This window comes from Streptomyces barkulensis (genome assembly GCF_002843305.1).
Taxonomy (GTDB): Bacteria; Actinomycetota; Actinomycetes; order Streptomycetales; family Streptomycetaceae; genus Streptomyces; species Streptomyces barkulensis.
Genome location: NZ_PGSG01000091.1, coordinates 59,491 through 79,625 on the forward strand (window position 1 = coordinate 59,491; position 20,135 = coordinate 79,625).

A 20,135-nucleotide genomic window follows, 5' to 3' on the forward strand; every position below is an offset into this window, starting at 1 on the left:
GGCTGTGCTCATGCCCTGGCGGCATGGCCGTAGTAGGCCTGGCGCATCAGCGCCTGCATCTCGTCGAGCATCGGCATCCGGGGGTTGGCGGGGGCGCACTGGTCGGCGTAGGCGTTGCGGGCCTGCTCGGGCAGGGCGGCGAGGAACTCCTTCTCGTCCACGCCCGCCTCCTGGAAGGAGGCCGGGACGCCGCAGCGGGCGCGCAGTTCCTCCACGGCGCGGGCGTAGGACTCCACGCCCTCCTCGGGGGTGGCGGCCGGCAGGCCGAGCATCCCCGCGATCTCCTGGAAGCGCTCGTGGGCCCGGTAGGTCTCGTACTTGGGCCAGCCGGTCAGCTTGGTGGGGATGCGGCCGTTGTGGCGGATGACGTGCGGCAGCAGCAGCGCGTTGGTCCGGCCGTGGGTGATGTGGAAGGTGTTGCCGAGGGTGTGGGACATGGCGTGCACCAGGCCGAGGAAGGCGTTGGCGAAGGCCATGCCGGCGATGGTGGAGGCGTTGTGCATCCGCTCGCGGGCCCTGGGGTCGGCGGGGCCGTGGGTGACGCAGCGCTCCAGGTTCTCGAAGATCAGCCGGATGGCCTGCAGGCACAGCCCGTCGGTGTAGTCGTTGGCGTAGACCGACACATACGCCTCGGTGGCGTGGGTGAGGGCGTCGAAGCCGGAGTCGGCGGTGACGGCGGGCGGCAGGGTGGCGGTCAGGACCGGGTCGACGATGGCGACGTCGGGGGTGAGGGCGTAGTCGGCCAGCGGGTACTTGCGGGCTGCGGCCGGGTCGGAGATGACGGCGAAGGGGGTGACCTCGGCGCCGGTGCCTGAGGTGGTCGGCACCGCGATCAGCTTCGCCCGCTCCCCCAGCGGCGGGAAGGTGAAGGCGCGCTTGCGGATGTCGGAGAACTTCTCCTTGGTGTCGGCGAAGGCGATCTCGGGGTGCTCGTACATCAGCCACATGACCTTGGCGGCGTCGATGGGCGAGCCGCCGCCGAGGGCGACGATGGTGTCGGGCTCGAACTCGCGCATCCGCTCCGCCCCGCGCTCGACGGTGGCCAGCTCCGGGTTGGGCTCGATGTCGTCGATGATCTGGAGGTTCACCGGCTCGGTGCGGGAGCGCAGGATGTCCTTGACGCGGGTGAGGTAGCCCAGGCGGTCCATGGTGCGGTCGGTGACGACGGTGACGCGCCGCATGCCGCGCATGTCGCCGAGGTAGCGCAGGGAGTGGCGCTCGAAGTAGATCTTCGGCGGGACCTTGAACCACTGCATGTTGGTGTTGCGCCGCCCGATGCGCTTGATGTTGAGCAGGTCGACGGCGGTGACGTTGCCGGAGACGGAGTTGTGGCCGTAGGAGCCGCAGCCCAGGGTCATCGAGGGCAGGAAGGAGTTGTAGACGTCGCCGATGCCGCCGAGGCTGGAGGGCGCGTTGGCGATGACGCGCACGGCCTTGACGCGGCGGCCGAACTCCTCGGTCAGCACCTCGTCGTCGGCGTGGATCACCGCGCTGTGGCCCAGGCCGTCGAACTCGACCATCTTCGCGGCCAGTTCGATGCCCTGCTCGGTGCTCTGGGCGCGCAGCAGGGCCAGCACCGGGGAGAGCTTCTCGCGGCTGAGCGGCTCGGCGGGGCCGACGCCCGTGATCTCGGCGAGGATGACGGAGGTGTCCTCGGGGACGGTGAAGCCCGCCTGCTCGGCGATCCAGTGCGGCGGCCGGCCGACGGCGTCGGCGTTGAGCTTCGCCCCGGCGCAGTTGGCGCTCCGGGCGGTGGTGCCGAAGAGGAACTTCTCCAGCTTCTCCTTCTCCTCGGCGGTGGCCAGGTACGCGTGGAGCCTGCGGAACTCCGCCACGGCCCGCTCGTAGATCTCGGCGTCCAGGACGGCGGCCTGCTCGGACGCGCAGATCATGCCGTTGTCGAAGGCCTTGGACAGGACGATGTCGTGCACCGCGCGGGGGACGTCGGCGGTGCGGTGGACGTAGGCGGGGACGTTGCCCGCGCCGACGCCGAGGGCCGGCTTGCCGCACGAGTAGGCGGCCCGGACCATGGCGTTGCCGCCGGTGGCCAGGATGGTGGAGACGTCCGGGTGGTTCATCAGCAGACGGGTGGCCTCCATCGACGGCTCCTCGATCCACTGCACGCAGTGCTCGGGGGCGCCCGCGGCCACGGCCGCCTCCCGTACGATCCGGGCCGCCTCGGCGCTGCACCGCTGGGCCGAGGGGTGGAAGGCGAAGACGATCGGGTTGCGGGTCTTGAGCGCGATCAGCGCCTTGAAGATCGTGGTGGAGGTGGGGTTGGTCACCGGGGTCATGGCGCACACCACGCCGACGGGCTCGGCGATCTCGGTGATCCCGTTCAGCTCGTCGCGGCGGACGACGCCGACCGTCTTCAGCCCCTGCATCGAGTGGGTGACGTGCTCGCAGGCGAAGAGGTTCTTCATCGCCTTGTCCTCGAACACCCCCCGGCCGGTCTCGGCGACGGCCTGCTCGGCCAGTTCGCAGTGGCTCGCCAGGGCCGCCAGGGAGGCCTTCCGCACGATGTGGTCGACCTGCTCCTGGGTGAAGGAGGCGTACTCGTCGAGGGACTTGACGGCGTTCGCGGCCAGGGTGTCGACGGCGTGCCGGACGGTCTCGGCGTGCTCGCCGCTCCCGGTGCGCCCGGCGTCCGCCGGCGCGGCGGGACGGGCTGCGGGACGGGCGGCGGAGCGGGCGGTGGAGCGGGCTGCGGGACGTGCGGTGGCTTCTGCCATGGGGATCACCTCTGGGTGGGGGCCTCGGTGACTCCATTGCACGCCGCCCGGGGCGTGCGGCGCAGTCGCCGAAGGGGCCCCGCCCCACGGCCGAAGGTCCCGCCCCGGCGGGGGGTGCGGGCCGAAGGTCCCGGTACCGGCCGGTAGGGCGCTCACCTGCGCATATGACGGCCCATCTGGTGCGTCCGGGGCGGGTCGGCGCCCCGGACCGCACAGGTGGCGGCGGCGACGGCGGCGCCGGTGGCCAGGGCCTGTTCCAGGGCGCTCGCGGTCAGCCCGTCCAGGCGCCCGCCGAGGGCCCCGGCGGTGTGGAGGGAGTGCAGCAGGCCGCCCATGAAGGCGTCGCCCGCGCCGACGGTGTCCACCACGGCGGTGGGTTCGGCCGGCGCCCTCAGCCGTACGCGCTCCGCGCCGCCCGCCCCCTCCAGCGAGGCGTACGCGCCCGCCGCTCCGAGCGTGACGACGACCAGGGCCGCGCCGTGGCCGTGGAGGACGCCGGCGGCCTCCTCCACACCGGCGCCGGGCAGGAGGTGGCCGAGGTCGTCGTCGGACAGCCGCAGGATGTCGGCCGCGGCGCACCAGCGCGGCAGCCGCTCTCGGTAGACGGCCGGTTCCACCAGCAGCGGCCGGACGTTGGGGTCGATGGAGACGGTGGCCCGCCCGCGCACCCTCGCCAGCAGCCGTTCCACCGCCTCCCCGCCCGGCGGCCGCACCAGTGCCAGCGATCCGGTGTGCAGACAGGCCGCCGGAGCGGCCGCGGCCCGTTCCAGCTCGTCGTCCGTCCACTGCCAGTCGGCGGTGCCCTCGGCGTGGAAGGAGTACTCGGCGCGGCCGTCGGCGTCGACGTCGGCGACGGCCAGGGTGCTGGGCTCGGCCGCCTCGACCGCGGCGGCCAGGTCCACGCCGGAGGCGGCCAGATGTTCGCGGAAGAGGCGGCCGAAGACGTCCCGCGACAGCCTGCCCAGGAAGCGGGTGGGGGTGCCGAGGCGGGCGAGGGCCACGGCGGTGTTGGCCGGTCCGCCGCCGGGCAGGACCTCCAGCCCGATCGAGGGGGTGGAGGTCCGCTCCCCGCCGCCGGGCGCCGGGACGGTGAAGGCGTCGGCGACGCACTCGCCGAGCACCGCGACGGGCGGGGCGGCGGTGGGCGCGGGCACGGGGGCGGTGGGCGCGGGCACGGGGGCGGTGGGCGCGGGCACGGGGGCGGTGGGCGCGGGCACGGGTGTGGGCATGGGGGCATTCTGGTACGCGCCGCCGGCCGGGGGGCGGTCCTCGGGGCCGCTTCCCGGCCGCCTGCGGCGGCGTGCTTCACTGCCCGACATGAGCACCACCATCACCGTCACCATCTGGTCGCTGGAGCAGACCTCCCCGTCCGACCTCTCTCCCGCCCACATTCCGGACAGCGGGTCCGGCATCCGGATTGTCCGCGCGGAGGTGCCCAGCCCGGAGTTCAGCCGCTTCCTCTACACCGCCGTCGGCGGGGACGTCACCTGGACGGACCGGCTGGGGTGGACGTACGCGCGGTGGCGGGAGTTCCTGGAGCGGCCCGGCGTGGAGACGTGGGTGGCGTACGACCGCGGGACCCCGGCCGGGTACATCGAACTGGAGGCGCAGCCCGAAGGGGCGGTGGAGATCACCTACTTCGGCCTGATCGCCGCCTTCCGAGGCCGGCGCATCGGCGGGCACCTGCTGTCGTACGGGACCGCGCGCGCCTGGGACCTGGCGGAGCGCTGGCCGGAGCGGGAGCCCACCCGGCGGGTGTGGCTGCACACCTGCAGCAAGGACGGCCCCCATGCGCTGGCGAACTACCGGCGGCGGGGCTTCCGTCTCTTCGACACCAGGACGGAGGACGAACCGGACGTCCCCGCCCCGGGCCCCTGGCCGGGAGCGGAGGTCTGACGCCCCGCCCGGGGCCCCGCGGCCCCGGGCCCGACACCATCCCGTCTCGCGGATCGGGACACCTTTGTCCGGACTATGGATAGCGGTGGACTGTCGCGAGATGCTCATGCCACGCTTCTGCCATGTCTCGAGCTGGAATTGCCTTGGTGAGTCGGCGGCACGTCGACCTCGGCCGCATGTCCAGCGCCATCTGTCCGACGGGCTGACAGTCCCAGCACCGCCGCACATCCGCCGCCCCCGTCGTCGCGGGCAGGCGCCCCCCGATTCCCGCTTCCCGTCCGGGTTCACGCATGTCAGCGCACCCGGGCGGATCCGGTCCGCTTCCCGCGCAGCCGAGTCCAGCAGAAGGACGAACACACCGCCATGGCCGACACCCCCAAGCCAGCCAGCGCTGCCCCGACCCGCCGCAAGGCCGGCCGCCACCGCGGCGAAGGCCAGTGGGCCGCCGGGCACTTCACCCCGCTGAACGCCAACGAGCAGTTCAAGAAGGACGACGACGGTCTCAATGTGCGGACACGCATTGAGACGATCTACGCCCACCGCGGGTTCGACTCCATCGACCCCGGCGACCTGCGCGGCAGGATGCGCTGGTGGGGTCTGTACACCCAGCGCAGGCCCGGGATCGACGGCGGCAAGACCGCCGTCCTGGCCCCGGAGGAGCTGGACGACGAGTACTTCATGATGCGCGTGCGCATCGACGGCGGACGGCTGACCACCGAGCAGCTGCGCGTCATCGGCGAGATCTCCCAGGAGTTCGCCCGCGGCACCGCCGACATCACCGACCGGCAGAACATCCAGCTCCACTGGGTCCGCATCGAGGACGTCCCCGAGATCTGGCGCCGCCTGGAGGCCGTGGGCCTGTCCACCACCGAGGCCTGCGGCGACACCCCGCGCGCCTTCCTGGGCTCGCCGGTCGCCGGGATCGCCGCCGACGAGATCATCGACGGCACGCCCGCGCTGGAGGAGGCCAAGCGCCGCGTCGTCGGCAACCCGGCGTTCTCCAACCTCCCCCGCAAGTTCAAGGCTGCCATCTCCGGATCCCCCCTGCTGGACGTGGCGCACGAGATCAACGACGTGTCGTTCGTCGGCGTACGCCACCCCGAGCTCGGCCCCGGCTTCGACGTGTGGGTGGGCGGCGGCCTGTCCACCAACCCCAAGCTCGGCGTCCGGCTGGGCGCCTGGGCACCGCTGGAGGACGTGGCGGACGTCCTGGAGGGCGTCGTCTCGGTCTTCCGCGACTACGGCTACCGCCGGCTGCGCAACCGCGCCCGCCTGAAGTTCCTCGTCGCCGACTGGGGTGCCGAGAGGTTCCGCCAGGTGCTGGAGGACGAGTACCTGGGGCGGAAGCTGGCCGACGGCCCCGCCCCCGAGAGCCCCGTCCAGCGCTGGCGCGACCACATCGGCGTGCACCGGCAGAAGGACGGCCGCTTCTACGTCGGCTTCGCCCCCCGCGTCGGCCGCGTCGACGGCGCCACCCTCACCAAGATCGCCGAACTGGCCGAGGGCCACGGCTCGGGCCGGGTCCGCACCACCGTCGAGCAGAAGATGATCATCCTCGACGTGACCGAGGACCGGGTGGACTCCCTGGTGGAGGGCCTGGAGTCGCTGGATCTGACGGCGCGTCCGTCGGTCTTCCGGCGCGGCACCATGGCCTGCACCGGCATCGAGTTCTGCAAGCTGGCCATCGTCGAGACCAAGGGCCGCGGCTCCACCCTCATCGACGAACTGGAGCGCCGCCTGCCGGACTTCGACGAGCCGGTCACCATCAACATCAACGGCTGCCCCAACGCCTGCGCCCGCATCCAGGTCGCCGACATCGGCCTCAAGGGCCAGCTCGTCACCGACGCGGACGGCAACCAGGTGGAGGGCTACCAGGTCCACCTCGGCGGCGCGCTGGGGCTGGAGCCCGGCTTCGGCCGCAAGGTGCGCGGTCTGAAGGTCACCGCCGCCGAACTGCCCGGCTACGTCGAGCGCCTGCTGACCCGCTACCGCGAGGAGCGGCAGGACGGCGAGCGCTTCGCCCAGTGGGCGGCGCGGGCCGAGGAGGGGGCCCTCAAGTGAGCGACGCACACGCGGCCACCGCCCCGCACCCCACCACCAACCCGCACCGTCGCCGCGTGGGCGGAGAAGCGAACGAGGAGGCACCGTGAGCGAGCGTGCCGCCCCGTTCTACTGCCCGTACTGCGGAGACGAGGATCTGCGGCCGTCCGAGGACGGCCACGGCGCGTGGGAGTGCGCCTCCTGCAATCGCGCCTTCAGGCTCTCGTTCCTCGGACTGCTGGCCGACGGCCTGCGGCGGTCCGGTTCCACCGAGGGAGACAGCACACGATGAACGCCGCCGAGGACCGTTACGACCTGTACGACCTGCGGGCGGACGCCGGCGAGCTGCGCCGGCTCGCCGAGAAGGCGGGCCGTGAACTGGAGGACGCCCCGGCGCTGGAGGTCCTGCGCTGGGCGGCCGGCGCCTTCGGCCCGCGCTTCTGCGTGACCTCCTCGATGGAGGACGCCGTCGTCGCGCACCTGGCCTCGCGCGTGGCGCCCGGTGTGGACGTGGTGTTCCTCGACACCGGCTACCACTTCCCGGAGACCATCGGCACCCGGGACGCGGTGGCGGCGGTGATGGACGTCAACGTCGTCACGCTCACCCCGCGGCAGACCGTGGCCGAGCAGGATGCCGAGTACGGGCCGCGCCTGCACGACCGCGACCCCGACCTGTGCTGCGCGCTGCGCAAGGTCAGGCCGCTTGAGGAGGGCCTGCGCGGGTACGACGCCTGGGCCACCGGGCTGCGCCGCGACGAGTCCCCGACCAGGGCGGGGACGCCGGTCGTCGGCTGGGACGAGAGGCGGGGCAAGGTCAAGGTCTCGCCCATCGCACGCTGGACGCAGGACGACGTGGACGCCTACGTTGCCGAGCACGGTGTCCTCACCAACCCTCTGCTGATGGACGGTTACCCCTCCATCGGGTGCGCGCCCTGCACTCGGCGGGTGCTGGAGGGCGAGGACGCCCGTTCCGGCCGCTGGGCCGGACGCGGCAAGACCGAGTGCGGACTGCATGGCTGATGGCGAACCCGATGGCCGTAGGGGCCCAGACAGTTGAGGAGCGTCAGATGAGCGGGGCGACCGCCTCCGGCACGGACAGAACCGGCACCACCGGCAGCACCACCGGAACCGGCACCGGAGCCACGATCTGGCTCACCGGCCTGCCCAGCGCCGGCAAGACCACGATCGCCCACGCGCTGGCGGGGCGGCTGCGCGACGAGGGCCACCGGGTGGAGGTGCTGGACGGCGACGAGATCAGGGAGTTCCTCTCCGCCGGTCTGGGCTTCTCCCGCGAGGACCGCCACACCAACGTGCAGCGGATCGGCTTCGTCGCCGAACTGCTGGCCTCCAACGGCGTGAAGGCCCTGGTCCCGGTGATCGCGCCGTACGCCGACAGCCGCGAGGCGGTCCGCAAGCGCCACCAGACGGAGGGCACGGCCTATCTGGAGGTGCACGTGGCCACGCCCGTGGAGGTGTGCTCCGAGCGCGATGTGAAGGGGCTGTACGCCAGGCAGGCCGCCGGGGAGCTGTCCGGGCTGACCGGGGTGGACGACCCGTACGAGGCGCCGGCCGATCCGGACCTGCGGATCGAGGCGCACACCGAGCCGGTGGACGACTCCGCCGCCCGGCTGTACGCACTGCTCGCCGAGAGGGGACTGGCGTGACGACCTCGACCGAACCGACCACCGGGCCCGCCGACGCCACCGGAACGGCCGCCGCCGCCGACGCATCCGCAGACGCCACCGGAACGGCCTCCGGCACGGCGTACGCGCTGAGCCATCTGGACGCGCTGGAGTCGGAGGCGGTGCACATCTTCCGCGAGGTGGCGGGCGAGTTCGAGCGGCCGGTGATCCTGTTCTCCGGCGGCAAGGACTCCATCGTGATGCTGCATCTGGCTCTGAAGGCGTTCGCCCCGGCGCCGGTGCCCTTCGCGCTGCTGCACGTGGACACCGGCCACAACTTCCCCGAAGTCCTCGACTACCGCGACCGGGTGGTGGCCGAGCACCGGCTGCGTCTGCACGTCGCCTCCGTGCAGGAGTTCATCGACCGCGGCGAGCTGCGCGAGCGCGCGGACGGCACCCGCAACCCGCTGCAGACCGTGCCCCTGCTGCACGCCATCGAGAGCAACCGCTTCGACGCGGTCTTCGGCGGCGGCCGGCGCGACGAGGAGAAGGCCCGCGCCAAGGAGCGGGTGTTCTCGCTGCGCGACGAGTTCGGCGGCTGGGACCCGCGCCGCCAGCGCCCCGAACTGTGGCAGCTGTACAACGGCCGCCACGCGCCGGGCGAGCATGTGCGCGTCTTCCCGCTGTCCAACTGGACCGAGCTGGACGTGTGGCAGTACATCGGGCGGGAGAAGATCGAGCTGCCCGCCATCTACTACGCCCACACCCGCGAGGTCTTCAAACGCAACGGGATGTGGCTGGCGCCGGGCGAGTGGGGCGGCCCCAGGGACGGCGAGACGGTCCGGGAGCGCCGGGTGCGCTACCGCACCGTCGGCGACATGTCCTGTACCGGGGCGGTGGACTCCGACGCCGCCACCATCGAGCAGGTCATAGCCGAGATCGCCGCCTCCCGGCTGACCGAGCGGGGTGCGACCCGGGCCGACGACAAGCTGTCGGAGGCCGCCATGGAGGACCGCAAGCGCGAAGGGTACTTCTGACCGATGACCACCGCTGCCACCACTTCCACAGCCGGCGCCGCCGAGGCCGCCGGGGCCGCCGGGGCCGCCGGACTGCTGCGGGAGACCTCGCTGCTGCGTTTCGCCACCGCCGGTTCGGTCGACGACGGCAAGTCCACCCTGGTCGGGCGGCTGCTGCACGACTCCAAGTCGGTCCTGGCCGACCAGCTGGAGGCCGTCGAGCACGCCTCCCGCAGCCGCGGCGCCGAGGGCCCGGACCTGGCGCTGCTGACCGACGGGCTGCGCGCCGAGCGCGAGCAGGGCATCACCATCGACGTGGCCTACCGCTACTTCGCCACGCCGCGGCGCCGGTTCATCCTGGCCGACACCCCCGGCCATGTGCAGTACACCCGCAACATGGTCACCGGCGCATCCACCGCCGACCTGGCCATCATCCTGGTCGACGCCCGCAACGGCGTGGTCGAGCAGACCCGCCGTCACGCCGCGGTCGCCGCCCTGCTGCGGGTGCCGCACGTGGTGCTGGCCGTCAACAAGATGGACCTGGCCGGCTACGACGAGGCCGTCTTCGCCTCCATCGCCGAGCAGTTCACCGCCTACGCCGCCTCGCTGGGCGTGCCGGAGGTCACCGCCGTGCCGATCTCGGCGCTGGTCGGCGACAACGTGGTCACCCCGTCCGAGCACATGGACTGGTACAGCGGCCCGACCGTCCTGGAGCACCTGGAGACCGTCGAGGTCGACCACGACCCGGCCGGGGACGTGGCCCGCTTCCCCGTCCAGTACGTCATCCGCCCGCAGACCGCCGAGCACCCCGACTACCGCGGCTACGCCGGCCAGCTCGCCTCAGGCGTGCTGCGCGTGGGCCAGCCGGTGACGGTGCTGCCCTCGGGCCGCACCTCGGTGATCGAGGGCATCGACGCACTGGGCCAGTCGGTCCGGGCCGCCTGGGCGCCGCAGTCGGTCACCGTCCGCCTGGCGGACGACCTCGACATCTCCCGCGGCGACCTGATCGCCCCGGCCGACGACGCCCCGGCCCCGAGCCAGGACGTCACCGCCACCGTCTGCCACCTGCACGACACCCCGCTGCGGGTGGGGCAGCGGGTGCTGCTGAAGCACACCACCCGCACGGTCAAGGCGATCGTCAAGGAGATTCCCTCCCGGCTGACCCTGGACGACCTCTCGCCCCACCCCGAGCCGGGCGAGCTGGTGGCCAACGACATCGGCCGGGTGCGGATCCGCACCGCCGAGCCGCTGCCGCTGGACCCCTACGCGCTCTCCCGCCGCACCGGTTCGTTCCTGCTGATCGACCCGGCCGACGGCTCCACCCTCACCGCCGGCATGTCCGGCGAGGCCTTCGCCGGAGCCGACAAAGCGGTACGCGCCGCCGGGAACGACACCCCGCGGGAGGACGGATGGGACTTCTGAGCGCGGCGGGCACCGCCGTGCAGGACGCCTTCTCCACCTTCGACCACACCGGTGGCCGGATCGGCAGCGGCGTCCGGGGCAGCGGGCAGGGCGGACTGGCGGGATGCCGCCGGTGACGCCCGGCGCCCGGCCGCACGACCCGCACCCCGGGCACGACCAGCCCGACCCGTACGACCCGCGCTCCGAGGGCATCCCATATGCCCCCGAAGTGCGGTATGTCCCCGCCGTACACGCCGGCTCTCCCCCGCCGTAGCCGCCCGAACAGGGTGGCGAACCACGAGAGGACCCCGCTGTGTCCACCGAACTCGCCACCCCCGCCCCGGCGCCGTCCGTCACCGGTGCCGGGGCCGGGCAGGCCCGTCCGTACGCGGTGCGGCTCGACCGCGTCTCGAAGTCCTTCGGCTCCTCCCCCCGCGCCCGCCAGCAGGTGCTGGACGGCATCGACCTGACGGCGGCGCCCGGCGAGTTCGTCTGCCTGCTGGGCGCCTCCGGCTGCGGCAAGTCCACCCTGCTGAACCTGGTGGCCGGACTCGACCACCCGACCTCCGGCGAGGTGCGGGTGCCGCACGGCCGGCCCGCGCTGATGTTCCAGGACCATGCGCTCTTCCCCTGGCTGAGCGCCGGCCGCAACGTGGAGCTGGCTCTGAAGCTGGCCGGAGCGCCCAAGTCCGAGCGGCGCGGGCGGGCCGAGGAGCTGCTGCGGCTGGTACGGCTGCCGGACGCGTACGGCAAGCGGGTGCACCAGCTCTCCGGCGGGATGCGGCAGCGCGTGGCGCTGGCCCGCTCGCTGGCCCAGGGCAGCCGGGTGCTGCTGATGGACGAGCCCTTCGCCGCGCTGGACGCCATCACCCGCGACCTGCTGCACGAGGAGCTGACCCGCGTGTGGCGCGAGCGGGAGCTGACGGTGCTGTTCGTCACCCACAACGTGCGCGAGGCGGTACGGCTCGGACAGCGGGTCGTGCTGCTGTCCTCGCGTCCGGGGCGCGTGGCGCGCGAGTGGGACGTGGACATCCCCTACCCCCGCCGTATCGAGGACGCCGCGGTCACCTCCCTCGCCCGGGAGATCACCGGCCACCTGCACGAGGAGATCGTCCGACATGCCCGCCACTGACACCGAGGACTCCCGGCGGGGCGCCCGGTACGAACCCTCGGGGCGCGCCCCCGGTGCCCCCGGCGGTTCCGGCCCCGGCGACTCCGACGAGATGGCGTCCGGCCTGGACGCCCTGGAGTCCCCCGTGTCCGCCACCGCCGCCACCTCGCGGCGGGTGCTGGCCAAGGCCGCGCCGCCGCTGGCGGCCGTCGCCCTGGTGCTGGTGCTGTGGCAGACGGCGTACGCGCTGAACTGGTCGGCCTCCCTGCCCTCCCCCGCCGCCGTGTGGGGCGAGCTGGCGGGCGCCTGGTCGGACGGCACCCTGCTGCCCGCCCTCGGCCACAGCCTGCTGCGCTGCCTGATCGGCTTCGCCGCCTCCGCCGCCGTCGGCGTCCCCCTGGGACTGCTGCTCACCCGGGTCGCGCCGCTGCGCACGGTCCTGGGGCCCATCCTGTCCGCCGTGCAGTCGCTGCCGGCCGCCGCGCTGGTGCCGGTCGCGGTGATCGCGCTGGGCAACTCCGAGGGCGCGGTGTACGCCGTGGTGCTGCTCGGCGCGGTGCCGTCCATCGCCGTCGGGGTCACCGCCGCCGTCGACCGGATTCCGCCGCTGCTGCTGCGGGCGGGCCGGTCGATGGGCGCCGGCGGCCTGCGCGGAGCCGTCCACGTCCTCGTCCCCGCCGCGCTGCCCGGCTTCGTGACGGCCCTGCGGCAGGGCTGGACCTTCGGCTGGCGCGCCCTGATGACGGCCGAACTCATCACCGCCACCCCCCTGCCCGGCATCGGCCGGATGCTGGACGCGGGCCGGCAGGGCGGCGAGCTGAGCCTGGTGCTGGCCTCGGTGGTGCTGATCCTGGCGGTCGGCGTGGCCGTGGAGTCGGCGCTGTTCTCCCCCGTGGAGCGCCGCGTGCTGCACAGCCGCGGCCTGGCGTCGGCGGCCGGGCGGTGAGCGGTCCCGTGCGCGCCCTCCGCGTCACCGCCCGCCACACCCCGGACACCCGCGGCGTCCACGACACCCGCGACACCCGCGGCGACCGTCCCGCCCTGCTGGTCGTCGCGCACGGCAGCCGCGACCCGCGCCACGCGGCGACGGTGGCCGCGCTGTGCGCCCGGCTGCGCGGGCTGCGCCCGAAGCTGCGGGTCGAGGTGGGCCATCTGGACTTCAACGCCCCCTCCGTCCCCCAGGTGCTGACCCGTCTGCACGCCGACGGGGTGCGGCGGGTGGTGGCGCTGCCGCTGCTGCTCACCCGCGCCTTCCACGCCAAGGCCGACATCCCCGCGGTCCTCGGCGAGACGGTGGCGCGGCTGCCGCGGCTGGCGGTGCGCCAGGCCGACGTCCTGGGCCCGGACCGGCTGCTGACGGCCGCCCTGGAGCGGCGGCTGCACGAGGCCGGGCTGCGGCCCGGCGACGAACGCTCGACCGGGGTCGTCCTGGCCTCGGCGGGCTCCTCCGACCCGGAGGCGATCGCGGTGATCGCAGATATCGCGCGGGAGTGGCGGCACATCTCCGGTTGGTGTGCCGTGCGGCCCGCGTTCGCCTCCGCATCCCTTCCCCGCACCGCCGACGCGGTGCGGGAGCTGCGCGCCCGGGGGGTGCGGCGGGTGGCCGTCGCCCCGTACGTCCTCGCGCCCGGCTTCCTCCCGGACCGCATCGCCGCCGGCGCCCGCGAGGCGGGCGCGGACCTGCTGGCGCCGGTGCTGGGCGACGCCCCGGAGCTGGCCCGTCTGATGGCGTGCCGCTACGACGAGACGCTGGTGCGGTGGCCGGTGGAGGGCGGGGTGCCGGTCAGCGCGTGATCCGGCCCCGCGCACCCGGCGGGCCGGACGCGCGGAGCGCCCGGCCGGGGTGCCGGCCGGGCGCTCCGCCTGCGGCGGCGCGGATCAGCCGTTCATGCCCGCGCCCTTCCACTGCTGGTTGGTGTGGTGCGAGGCGCAGGTCCAGATGCCCAGCCGGGCGCCGTTGCCGGTCTGCCAGCCGAGGGCGTCGAGGCACTTGCCGGAGTGGACGTTGCGCAGCAGCCCTCCCGGCAGCTTCTCCCACCGCTGGTTGCCCGCGCCGTGGCAGGAGTTGAGCCCGATGTGGGAGCCGTTCTCGGTCTTGGCGTACTGCACGTCCATGCACTTGCCCAGGGCCCGGATCGTTCCGTCGGAGTGGATCTTCCAGGCCTGGGCGACGCCGCCGTTGCAGGTGTAGAGCTGGATCGGGGTGCCGTCCGCGGTGTTGGCGCCCTTGACGTCGACGCACTTGCCGGAGTGCACGCCGACGATCGGGCCCGCGTCGGAGGGGACCGGAGGCAGGCAGTAGATCTCGATGAAGATCTGCCAGTAGGTCTCGTTGACCTGGTATCCGATCGGTCCCCGCACGACGCGGCAGTTGGCCGCCGGGTAGCCCTCCTGGGCCGCGGCGCCGTAGGCGGTGAGCCGTGCGTTCTGGACCGCGATGTTGTAGGGGCCGCCCCCGGAACCGGTGAAGTACTTCGGGGCGGTGGGCGCCGCGGCCGTCGCCGTGGTGGCGGCCCGGTCGGGCGCCGCCGGGGCGGCGGTCGCCGTCCCGGCCAGCATCAGGGTCGAGGTGAGCAGCGCCGCGAACACCGCGGCGAGCTTTCTGACCGACTTCACAGTGGTTCCCCTCACGTTGACGAGTACGGGTTGGTCGGGTCGCACGGGAACCCGCCGGACACGGCGGGCGATCCCCCGTGCGCCGACGGTAGGCGCGCCCCCTCCCGCGGCGACAGCGCCGCGGAGTCTCAGGGGAGTCTCAAACGCGCTGTGTGTCCACGCGGGCACGTTCCGGTCGCATCCGGTGATCTGGTGGCCGCCGCCGTCACTCGATAGGGTCGGCCGGTCACCGAGAGCGGGAGCGAGGGGGCATGGGGGAGTGCGTGGCGGCCCGGCTGGGGGCGGCGGTCGCGGAGCACCGGTTCGTCAATGTGACCGGACCTCCGGGTGTGGGGAAGAGCAGGCTCGTCGCGGGGCTGGCGGACGCGCGGCTCGTCGACCTGGACGACGGGGCCGGGATGCCGCCGGGGGGACTGCCCGGCGCACTGGCCGGCGCCGGCGGGCGGCTCCTCGTCGTGGACGGGGTGGACGGACGGCGGCGGCTGGAGGCCCTCGGTGCCGCTCTGGACGCCGTCCCCGCCGCGGGGTGCCGCCTCGTCGTCGTCAGCCGCGGGCCGGTGGCGGTGGACCCGGCGTGGGGCGGCCGGGACATCGCGCGCGTACCGGTGCCGCCGCTGCCGGACACCGCCGTCGTGAAGCTGGCCGAGACCTGGTGCGCGGATCCCGGGGCGCGGAAGCTGGCCGTGCGGCTCGCCTGCGGTGTGCCGTTCGTCGCCGAGGCGGTGTGCCGGGCGGTGCTGGCGGGGGCGCCGGCCTCGGCTCCGGGAGCGGTGGCCGACCGGGTCGCCGGCGAGCTGATGGGGCGCCTGGCCCGGGAGGCGCCGGGGCGCCGCTGGCAGCACGCCCTGCGGCTGCTGGCCACGGTGGGGGCCGGCGACGAACGGCTGCTGTCGGCGGGACCGGAGGTGTTCGACGTGCTGGCCGGCCTCAGCGTCGTGCGCCGGGGCGCGCTCGGGCTGAGCGTCGAGGAGCCGTACCGGCAGCTGCTGGAGCTGGCCTACCGGTGGCGTTCCCCGGACGCGCACGGCACCGCCCGCACCCGCGCCTCCGGCTACCGCGTCGGGCTGCTGGCCGGGGCCCGTGAACCGGAGGAGCGCGCGGACCTGGTGGAGCAGGCCCTGTTCCTGACCGGCGACCCGGTCCTGCGCGGATCGCTGTTCCCCTCCGACCGGCCGCCGGCCGCCGTGGAGCGGGCCGGCCCCTCGGACGCCGCGCCCATCGGCCGGCTGCTGCGGCGGTGGGCCGCGCGGGGCGGCTTCGACCTCCGCCGCGCCGAGCGCCTGACGGAGCACTGGCAGACCGAGGCGTTCCACATCGCCCGGGACGGCGACGGCCGGGTCGTCGGGCTGGCGAGCCTGCTCCCCATGAGCGGATGCGGCGCGGACGGCGTCGAGCCGCTGCTCCAGCAGCACGCCGACGCGCTCGTCGACGCGGGACGGGCCGGCGGGCTGTTCCTGGGCGCGGCGTTCTGCCCGGACCGGGCCACGCACGCGCACCTTCTGCGGCACGTCCTGAGACAGGCCGTGCTCGACGGCCCGCTGGTGGTCTCGACGGCGACGCCCGAGTACCAGTCGCTGCTGGGAAGCCTGGGGTTCCGGCGGCACGGAAGCGTCCGGGACGACGTCTACCGGTGCGGGCGCCGTCCCGAGGTCTACAGCAACGACATGCGTCCGGAGGCCCTGCCCCGGTGGCTGCGGAGCATCACGCGGGAGGACCCGCCGGCGCGGGCCGGTACCGCGACGGTGCGGCAGTGGATCGGACAGGCCCTGGGTCAGTTGCACGACACCCGCGCCCTGGCCCGGAGCCCGCTGCTGGCCCACCCCGAGGCGGCGACCGCGACCGCCCTGCGCCGCCGGCTGTGCGACGCCGTGCGGATCCTCGCCGTGAGCGACGACCCCGCCGACGCCGAGGCGGGCGCGATTCTGCGGGCGTACTACCTCGAGCGGGGCCCCACCCACCGGCACGTCGCGGCACGGCTGCATCTGAGCCGTGCCACCTACTTCCGCCGTCTCGACCGGGGACTGACCGCGCTGGCCGACATGTGGGAGAGGCCGTTCCCGCCGTGACCGCCGTGACCGCCGCCCCGCACCGCCCGCGGCCTCACAGCCGGGGGCGCACCCCCGGCTCGTCGCCGGCCGGCTTTCCGCGCAGCACCGGCAGCACGGCGCGTCCCAGGGCGTTCTCCAGCAGGAAGGCGAGCGCGGCGTAGCAGGCCAGCGCGGCCAGGACGAGACCGGTGACCCCGGCGGCGCTCTCCCAGGCGGGGGACGCGGTGAGCTCGGCTGTCCCGGTGACGGCGAAGCGGACGGCCGAGAGGGTGACCACCGCCGCCGCCACGAGTTTTCCGCCGTCGGCCGCGGCGGCCACCAGCAGGGCGACGGCGGAGGCCAGCAGCGCCAGGCCCAGCGCGTCGCTGTGCGAGCCGGGCGGGGTGAGGGCGGTGGTGCCCGCGGCGACGGCCCAGGTACCCGCCAGCAGCCCCATCGCCGTACCCGCTCCGGGGTCCCGGCACAGGAAGCCGAGCACCGAAGCCAGCAGTTGCAGCGGCACCGTCAGCAGCAGTACGGCCAGGGCCACCAGGCGTCCCTCGTGGGGCCGGAGCCAGTCGAGCTGGAGCGCGGCGAAGAGGAAGGTGGCGAAGCCCAGGGCGAGGAAGCCCAGGGGCAGCGGGGTGGCGGTGGGCCGCAGGACGATCCGGGTGCGCCGCTCCGTCCCCGTCGGCCCCTCTCCCGTCTTCCCGGCCCCTGTCTCCTCCGTGCCCTCCATCGGCGTACCTCCGGTCGGTGTGCTCCACGACCGGGGACGGGTGCCCCGGAGCGGCGGCGGCCACACCGCCCGGCCGGGTGCACCGGAGGCGCCGGTCCGCAACCGGCCCGACACGCCGTCGCCCACCCGGCCGATCCGCCCCTGGCGCTCGCAGGACAGCGCGTTTGCGGAGCCTCGGAGGAGGTGTTCCACTGAGAGAAGCCGACCGATGATCTGGAAGAAGCATGACGGACCGGGGCGGACGACAAGACGAAACGCGGCTCCGGTTCCGGGATGCGGGAAAGCCGGTGACACGGGGAGACGCGGGTTCTGTCGTCCACTGCGCACCGGGGGAATCTCTCCTGCTCCTCCTGGAGGAGATACCGGCGACGGGTTACGTCTGGAGCCTGAGTCTCAGCGGAGCACTGGAGGTCGTGTCCAGTGGTTACGACCAGTATCCGGAATCGCAGGTCGGTGGCGGCGGTGTGAGGTTCTTCCGCCTGCGGCTGCTGCGACCGCTCAATTCGCGCGCAGAAGCCGTGCTCAGGCGCCCCTGGGAGGGATGTGCTTCCGGGATCGACAAGGTCGAGTTCGACGTCAGACCGCCTCCCTGAAGCCCGAGCGGCACTTCGTGGTGGGAAGGGGATGCGCTGTGAGCGATCTGGGCAGGGTTCAGGAGGCGATCCGGCGCTCGGGGGCCCGGTGGACCGCGCGTGAGACATCGGTTTCCAGGCTCACTCACGAGGAACGGCGCAGAAGGACGGGCTACCTTCCGGGGCCCGGCGAGCCGAGCCTGGAAGAACGGGAGATACGCGGCCGGGAAAATCTCGGCACCGCACGCTCCGCAGCCGACCTGGGCGTCTCGAAAACCGTCGACTGGCGGGACAGGAACGGGCACAGTTATGTGTCCGCCGTCAAGGACCAGGGAAATTGCGGCGCATGCACGGCCTTCGGTACGTCAGCGACCATCAGCGCCATGGCTCGCATTCGGCACGGCACTCCATCGGAAATACCGCTGGACATCTCCGAGGCGCAGCTCTTCCGCTGCGGAGGGGCAGGGGACTGTACGCACGGGATGTCCGTGAAAGCCGCTCTCCGATACGCAACCGACCCGGGTGCCGTCCCTTGCTGCGAGTACCCATACGTCGACGAGAACCGCGATTGTGATCAACCGGTCTACTTCAGGGAGCACGCCACACGGATATCCGACTACAGCGTCCTCACGCACATCGACTGGATGAAGGAATGGCTGGACTACCGAGGGCCGCTGGTCACCAGTTTCACGGTTTACTGGGATTTCTACTTCTACGCCGGCGGTGTCTACAGCCATTCATGGGGGGAGGCGGGTTCCGGTCACTGCGTATGCGTGGTGGGGTACGACGACGACAAGAAGGCCTGGCTCTGCAAGAACAGCTGGGGAAGCGGCTGGGGGGAAGGCGGGTACTTCTGGATTGCATACGGGCAGTGCGGTATCGACGCCTGCATGTGGGGGATCGACCGGCTCGACAGGATCTACCTCCCGCACTGGATGATCATTGCGCACCAGGGTCATGGAAAAAGGGGCGAGCTCTGGTACACCCTCTTCGAGGACGGCTATCAGTGCCGTGATGCGCAGGTCCCCGGCGTCGGAATGTCGTGCACTCCCGCTCTGGCCTTCTACGGCGGGAAACTGCACTGCCTGCACCAGGGATACGGGCTGAGCGGAGAACTGTGGCACACCGTGTTCGAGGGCGGCGCCTGGTCCAGGGACACGAAGGTGCCCGAGATCAGGGTGTCCGGCAGTCCCGCTCTCGCCGTCCACGACGGGAAACTGCACTGCCTGCACCAGGGAAGCGGAAACAGCGGTCGACTCCGGCACACCGTCTTCGACGGCGACGGGTGGTCCACGGACACGGAGGTGTCGGGTTACGGCATGTCCGAGAGTCCCGCTCTCGCCGTCCACGACGGGAAACTGCACTGCCTGCATCAGGGGTACGGAAACAACGCCGAACTCTGGCACAAGATCTTCGACGGGAAAACCTGGTACTGGGACAAGAAGGTGGACGTTGGGTGCATGTCCAGCAGTCCCGCCCTTGCCGTCTACCACGGAGCACTGCACTGCACGCACCAAGGTCCGTCCGACAACGGGGAACTGTGGCACACGCGGTACGACGGCGTCTCCGGTACGTGGTCCGGGAAGAAGAAGGTGGCCGGTGTCGGCATGTCAGCCAGTCCGAGCCTTGCCGTCCATGACGACCTGTTGCACTGCTTTCACCAGGGGTATGCCGATAACGGAGAGCTGTGGCACACACAGAGCGACGGAACCGGCTGGTCCCATGACCGGCAGATCCCCGGGATCGGCATGACGGACGGTCCGGCCCCGGTCGTTTATGGCAGTTACCCGCTGTGAAGCGGGCTGCGGAGGGCCTCAGGACACCATCTCCAGCAGTCTGGTGACCGTGCGCCAGTTGCGGCCGGTGACGGTCGTACCGCGGCAGGCCGTCTCCAGCGCGCCGGGCAGCTTGCTGCGCCCCATGCCGTCCGGGAACCAGCAGTACAGCTCGCGCTCCCCCACCCGGAACTCGTCGGGCGCGTACGCCGCCGCGTCCACCGCCGCCAGGCGCCCGCGGTCCGGCGCGCGGCCGAGGAAGAGGACCAGCAGCTTGGCCGGGTCGATGTCGGCGGCCGGGTACGGGCAGGCGTCGACCGCCGCGCGCAGTTCGCCGGAGGTGCGGACCAGGCAGGAGACGGTGAAGCCGAAGCGGGCGGCGATCGCCGCCTCCAGCTCGGCCGCCAGCTCGCCGGTGTCCCGCCGGCCCGCGCCGAAGACGGCGTTCCCGCTGTTGACGTAGGTGCGCACGTCCTGCCAGCCGAGCTCCGCCATCACCTCGCGCAGCCCGGCCATGGGCACCTTCTTGTTCCCGCCGACGTTGATCCCGCGCAGCAGCGCCGCGTACCTCTCCGGCTGTCCCGTCAT

20 protein-coding genes are annotated in these 20,135 nt (G+C 73.2%); 15 read left to right on the forward strand and 5 right to left on the reverse strand.

Annotated elements, in window-relative coordinates:
* Positions 1-8: 8 nt before the first annotated feature.
* Together adhE and CUT83_RS18865 are read right to left on the reverse strand one after the other, a co-directional pair.
* The gene (adhE, locus tag CUT83_RS18860; RefSeq protein WP_101257035.1) at positions 9-2,732 is read right to left on the reverse strand and encodes a bifunctional acetaldehyde-CoA/alcohol dehydrogenase; all 2,724 of its coding nucleotides are present in this window, start codon (positions 2,730-2,732) and stop codon (positions 9-11) included.
* Positions 2,733-2,884: 152 nt separating this feature from the next.
* Positions 2,885-3,961: a carbohydrate kinase family protein gene (locus CUT83_RS18865; protein WP_101257036.1), complete on the reverse strand. Its 1,077-nt coding sequence runs from the start codon at positions 3,959-3,961 to the stop codon at positions 2,885-2,887.
* Positions 3,962-4,049: 88 nt separating this feature from the next.
* Between CUT83_RS18865 and CUT83_RS18870 the strand changes: the two genes are divergently transcribed.
* The 12 genes from CUT83_RS18870 to CUT83_RS18920 all read left to right on the forward strand — a co-directional run bounded on the left by CUT83_RS18870 (position 4,050) and on the right by CUT83_RS18920 (position 13,612).
* Positions 4,050-4,628: a GNAT family N-acetyltransferase gene (locus CUT83_RS18870; RefSeq protein ID WP_101257085.1), complete on the forward strand. Its 579-nt coding sequence runs from the start codon at positions 4,050-4,052 to the stop codon at positions 4,626-4,628.
* A gap of 122 nt (positions 4,629-4,750) precedes the next feature.
* Entirely contained in the window at positions 4,751-4,834 is an 84-nt protein-coding gene (locus CUT83_RS31615) for a putative leader peptide (protein ID WP_369126574.1), read from the forward strand.
* A 157-nt stretch (positions 4,835-4,991) separates the two neighbouring features.
* Positions 4,992-6,689 carry a nitrite/sulfite reductase gene (locus CUT83_RS18875; RefSeq protein WP_101257037.1) on the forward strand — a complete coding sequence of 566 codons (1,698 nt, stop codon included), beginning with the start codon at positions 4,992-4,994 and terminating at the stop codon, positions 6,687-6,689.
* Between the two features lie 85 nt (positions 6,690-6,774).
* Entirely contained in the window at positions 6,775-6,960 is a 186-nt protein-coding gene (locus CUT83_RS18880) for a hypothetical protein (RefSeq protein WP_093660134.1), read from the forward strand.
* Entirely contained in the window at positions 6,957-7,688 is a 732-nt protein-coding gene (locus tag CUT83_RS18885; RefSeq protein WP_101257038.1) for a phosphoadenylyl-sulfate reductase, read from the forward strand. The genes CUT83_RS18880 and CUT83_RS18885 overlap by 4 nt, the downstream gene beginning before the upstream one ends.
* 47 nt (positions 7,689-7,735) lie before the next feature.
* The gene (cysC, locus tag CUT83_RS18890; protein WP_240957525.1) at positions 7,736-8,332 is read left to right on the forward strand and encodes an adenylyl-sulfate kinase; all 597 of its coding nucleotides are present in this window, start codon (positions 7,736-7,738) and stop codon (positions 8,330-8,332) included.
* A complete protein-coding gene (gene cysD / locus CUT83_RS18895) occupies positions 8,329-9,327 on the forward strand; it encodes a sulfate adenylyltransferase subunit CysD (RefSeq protein ID WP_165869350.1) in 999 nt (332 codons plus the stop codon). The genes cysC and cysD overlap by 4 nt, the downstream gene beginning before the upstream one ends.
* Before the next feature lie 3 nt (positions 9,328-9,330).
* Positions 9,331-10,728, forward strand: coding sequence for a sulfate adenylyltransferase subunit 1 (locus CUT83_RS18900; protein WP_101257039.1), 1,398 nt, complete (start codon positions 9,331-9,333; stop codon positions 10,726-10,728).
* Positions 10,716-10,844 carry a hypothetical protein gene (locus CUT83_RS18905; protein WP_101257040.1) on the forward strand — a complete coding sequence of 43 codons (129 nt, stop codon included), beginning with the start codon at positions 10,716-10,718 and terminating at the stop codon, positions 10,842-10,844. The genes CUT83_RS18900 and CUT83_RS18905 overlap by 13 nt, the downstream gene beginning before the upstream one ends.
* A gap of 176 nt (positions 10,845-11,020) precedes the next feature.
* Complete coding sequence (locus CUT83_RS18910; protein ID WP_101257041.1) at positions 11,021-11,839, forward strand: ABC transporter ATP-binding protein; 819 nt, start codon at positions 11,021-11,023, stop codon at positions 11,837-11,839.
* Positions 11,826-12,764 (forward strand): ABC transporter permease, encoded by a 939-nt coding sequence (locus CUT83_RS18915; protein WP_101257042.1) that lies wholly within the window; start codon positions 11,826-11,828, stop codon positions 12,762-12,764. The genes CUT83_RS18910 and CUT83_RS18915 overlap by 14 nt, the downstream gene beginning before the upstream one ends.
* 95 nt (positions 12,765-12,859) lie before the next feature.
* Positions 12,860-13,612, forward strand: a complete 753-nt coding sequence (locus CUT83_RS18920) for a sirohydrochlorin chelatase (RefSeq protein ID WP_101257088.1) — start codon at positions 12,860-12,862, stop codon at positions 13,610-13,612.
* 84 nt (positions 13,613-13,696) lie between these two features.
* Here the strand turns inward: CUT83_RS18920 and CUT83_RS18925 are convergent, their stop codons facing one another.
* Positions 13,697-14,434 (reverse strand): RICIN domain-containing protein, encoded by a 738-nt coding sequence (locus CUT83_RS18925; RefSeq protein WP_101257043.1) that lies wholly within the window; start codon positions 14,432-14,434, stop codon positions 13,697-13,699.
* Positions 14,435-14,685: 251 nt separating this feature from the next.
* Here CUT83_RS18925 and CUT83_RS18930 point away from each other — a divergent pair, with 251 nt between their 5' ends.
* Positions 14,686-16,500 carry a hypothetical protein gene (locus CUT83_RS18930; protein WP_158239032.1) on the forward strand — a complete coding sequence of 605 codons (1,815 nt, stop codon included), beginning with the start codon at positions 14,686-14,688 and terminating at the stop codon, positions 16,498-16,500.
* Between the two features lie 34 nt (positions 16,501-16,534).
* Here CUT83_RS18930 and CUT83_RS18935 read toward each other — a convergent pair whose 3' ends face one another.
* On the reverse strand, positions 16,535-17,200 hold the full coding sequence (locus tag CUT83_RS18935) for a GPR1/FUN34/YaaH family transporter (protein WP_101257045.1): 666 nt from the start codon (positions 17,198-17,200) through the stop codon (positions 16,535-16,537).
* 224 nt (positions 17,201-17,424) lie between these two features.
* On the opposite strand from CUT83_RS18935, the gene CUT83_RS31620 reads away from it, so the two are divergent.
* Positions 17,425-17,793 (forward strand): protease inhibitor I42 family protein, encoded by a 369-nt coding sequence (locus tag CUT83_RS31620; protein WP_101257046.1) that lies wholly within the window; start codon positions 17,425-17,427, stop codon positions 17,791-17,793.
* A 38-nt stretch (positions 17,794-17,831) separates the two neighbouring features.
* Positions 17,832-19,568, forward strand: coding sequence for a C1 family peptidase (locus tag CUT83_RS18945; RefSeq protein WP_158239034.1), 1,737 nt, complete (start codon positions 17,832-17,834; stop codon positions 19,566-19,568).
* An 18-nt stretch (positions 19,569-19,586) separates the two neighbouring features.
* On the opposite strand, the gene CUT83_RS18950 is transcribed toward CUT83_RS18945, so the two are convergent.
* A complete protein-coding gene (locus CUT83_RS18950) occupies positions 19,587-20,135 on the reverse strand; it encodes a DUF1697 domain-containing protein (protein ID WP_101257048.1) in 549 nt (182 codons plus the stop codon).

What these genes read in the sequence shown, in the direction of transcription:
- adhE (WP_101257035.1), bottom strand. Translation starts at nt 2,732, where the DNA reads ATGGCAGAAGCCACCGCACGTCCCGCAGCCCGCTCCACCGCCCGCTCC.
- CUT83_RS18865 (WP_101257036.1), bottom strand. Translation starts at nt 3,961, where the DNA reads ATGCCCACACCCGTGCCCGCGCCCACCGCCCCCGTGCCCGCGCCCACC.
- CUT83_RS18870 (WP_101257085.1), top strand. Translation starts at nt 4,050, where the DNA reads ATGAGCACCACCATCACCGTCACCATCTGGTCGCTGGAGCAGACCTCC.
- CUT83_RS31615 (WP_369126574.1), top strand. Translation starts at nt 4,751, where the DNA reads ATGTCTCGAGCTGGAATTGCCTTGGTGAGTCGGCGGCACGTCGACCTC.
- CUT83_RS18875 (WP_101257037.1), top strand. Translation starts at nt 4,992, where the DNA reads ATGGCCGACACCCCCAAGCCAGCCAGCGCTGCCCCGACCCGCCGCAAG.
- CUT83_RS18885 (WP_101257038.1), top strand. Translation starts at nt 6,957, where the DNA reads ATGAACGCCGCCGAGGACCGTTACGACCTGTACGACCTGCGGGCGGAC.
- cysC (WP_240957525.1), top strand. Translation starts at nt 7,736, where the DNA reads ATGAGCGGGGCGACCGCCTCCGGCACGGACAGAACCGGCACCACCGGC.
- CUT83_RS18900 (WP_101257039.1), top strand. Translation starts at nt 9,331, where the DNA reads ATGACCACCGCTGCCACCACTTCCACAGCCGGCGCCGCCGAGGCCGCC.
- CUT83_RS18905 (WP_101257040.1), top strand. Translation starts at nt 10,716, where the DNA reads ATGGGACTTCTGAGCGCGGCGGGCACCGCCGTGCAGGACGCCTTCTCC.
- CUT83_RS18915 (WP_101257042.1), top strand. Translation starts at nt 11,826, where the DNA reads ATGCCCGCCACTGACACCGAGGACTCCCGGCGGGGCGCCCGGTACGAA.
- CUT83_RS18930 (WP_158239032.1), top strand. Translation starts at nt 14,686, where the DNA reads ATGGGGGAGTGCGTGGCGGCCCGGCTGGGGGCGGCGGTCGCGGAGCAC.
- CUT83_RS18935 (WP_101257045.1), bottom strand. Translation starts at nt 17,200, where the DNA reads ATGGAGGGCACGGAGGAGACAGGGGCCGGGAAGACGGGAGAGGGGCCG.
- CUT83_RS31620 (WP_101257046.1), top strand. Translation starts at nt 17,425, where the DNA reads ATGACGGACCGGGGCGGACGACAAGACGAAACGCGGCTCCGGTTCCGG.
- CUT83_RS18950 (WP_101257048.1), bottom strand. Translation starts at nt 20,135, where the DNA reads ATGACGGGACAGCCGGAGAGGTACGCGGCGCTGCTGCGCGGGATCAAC.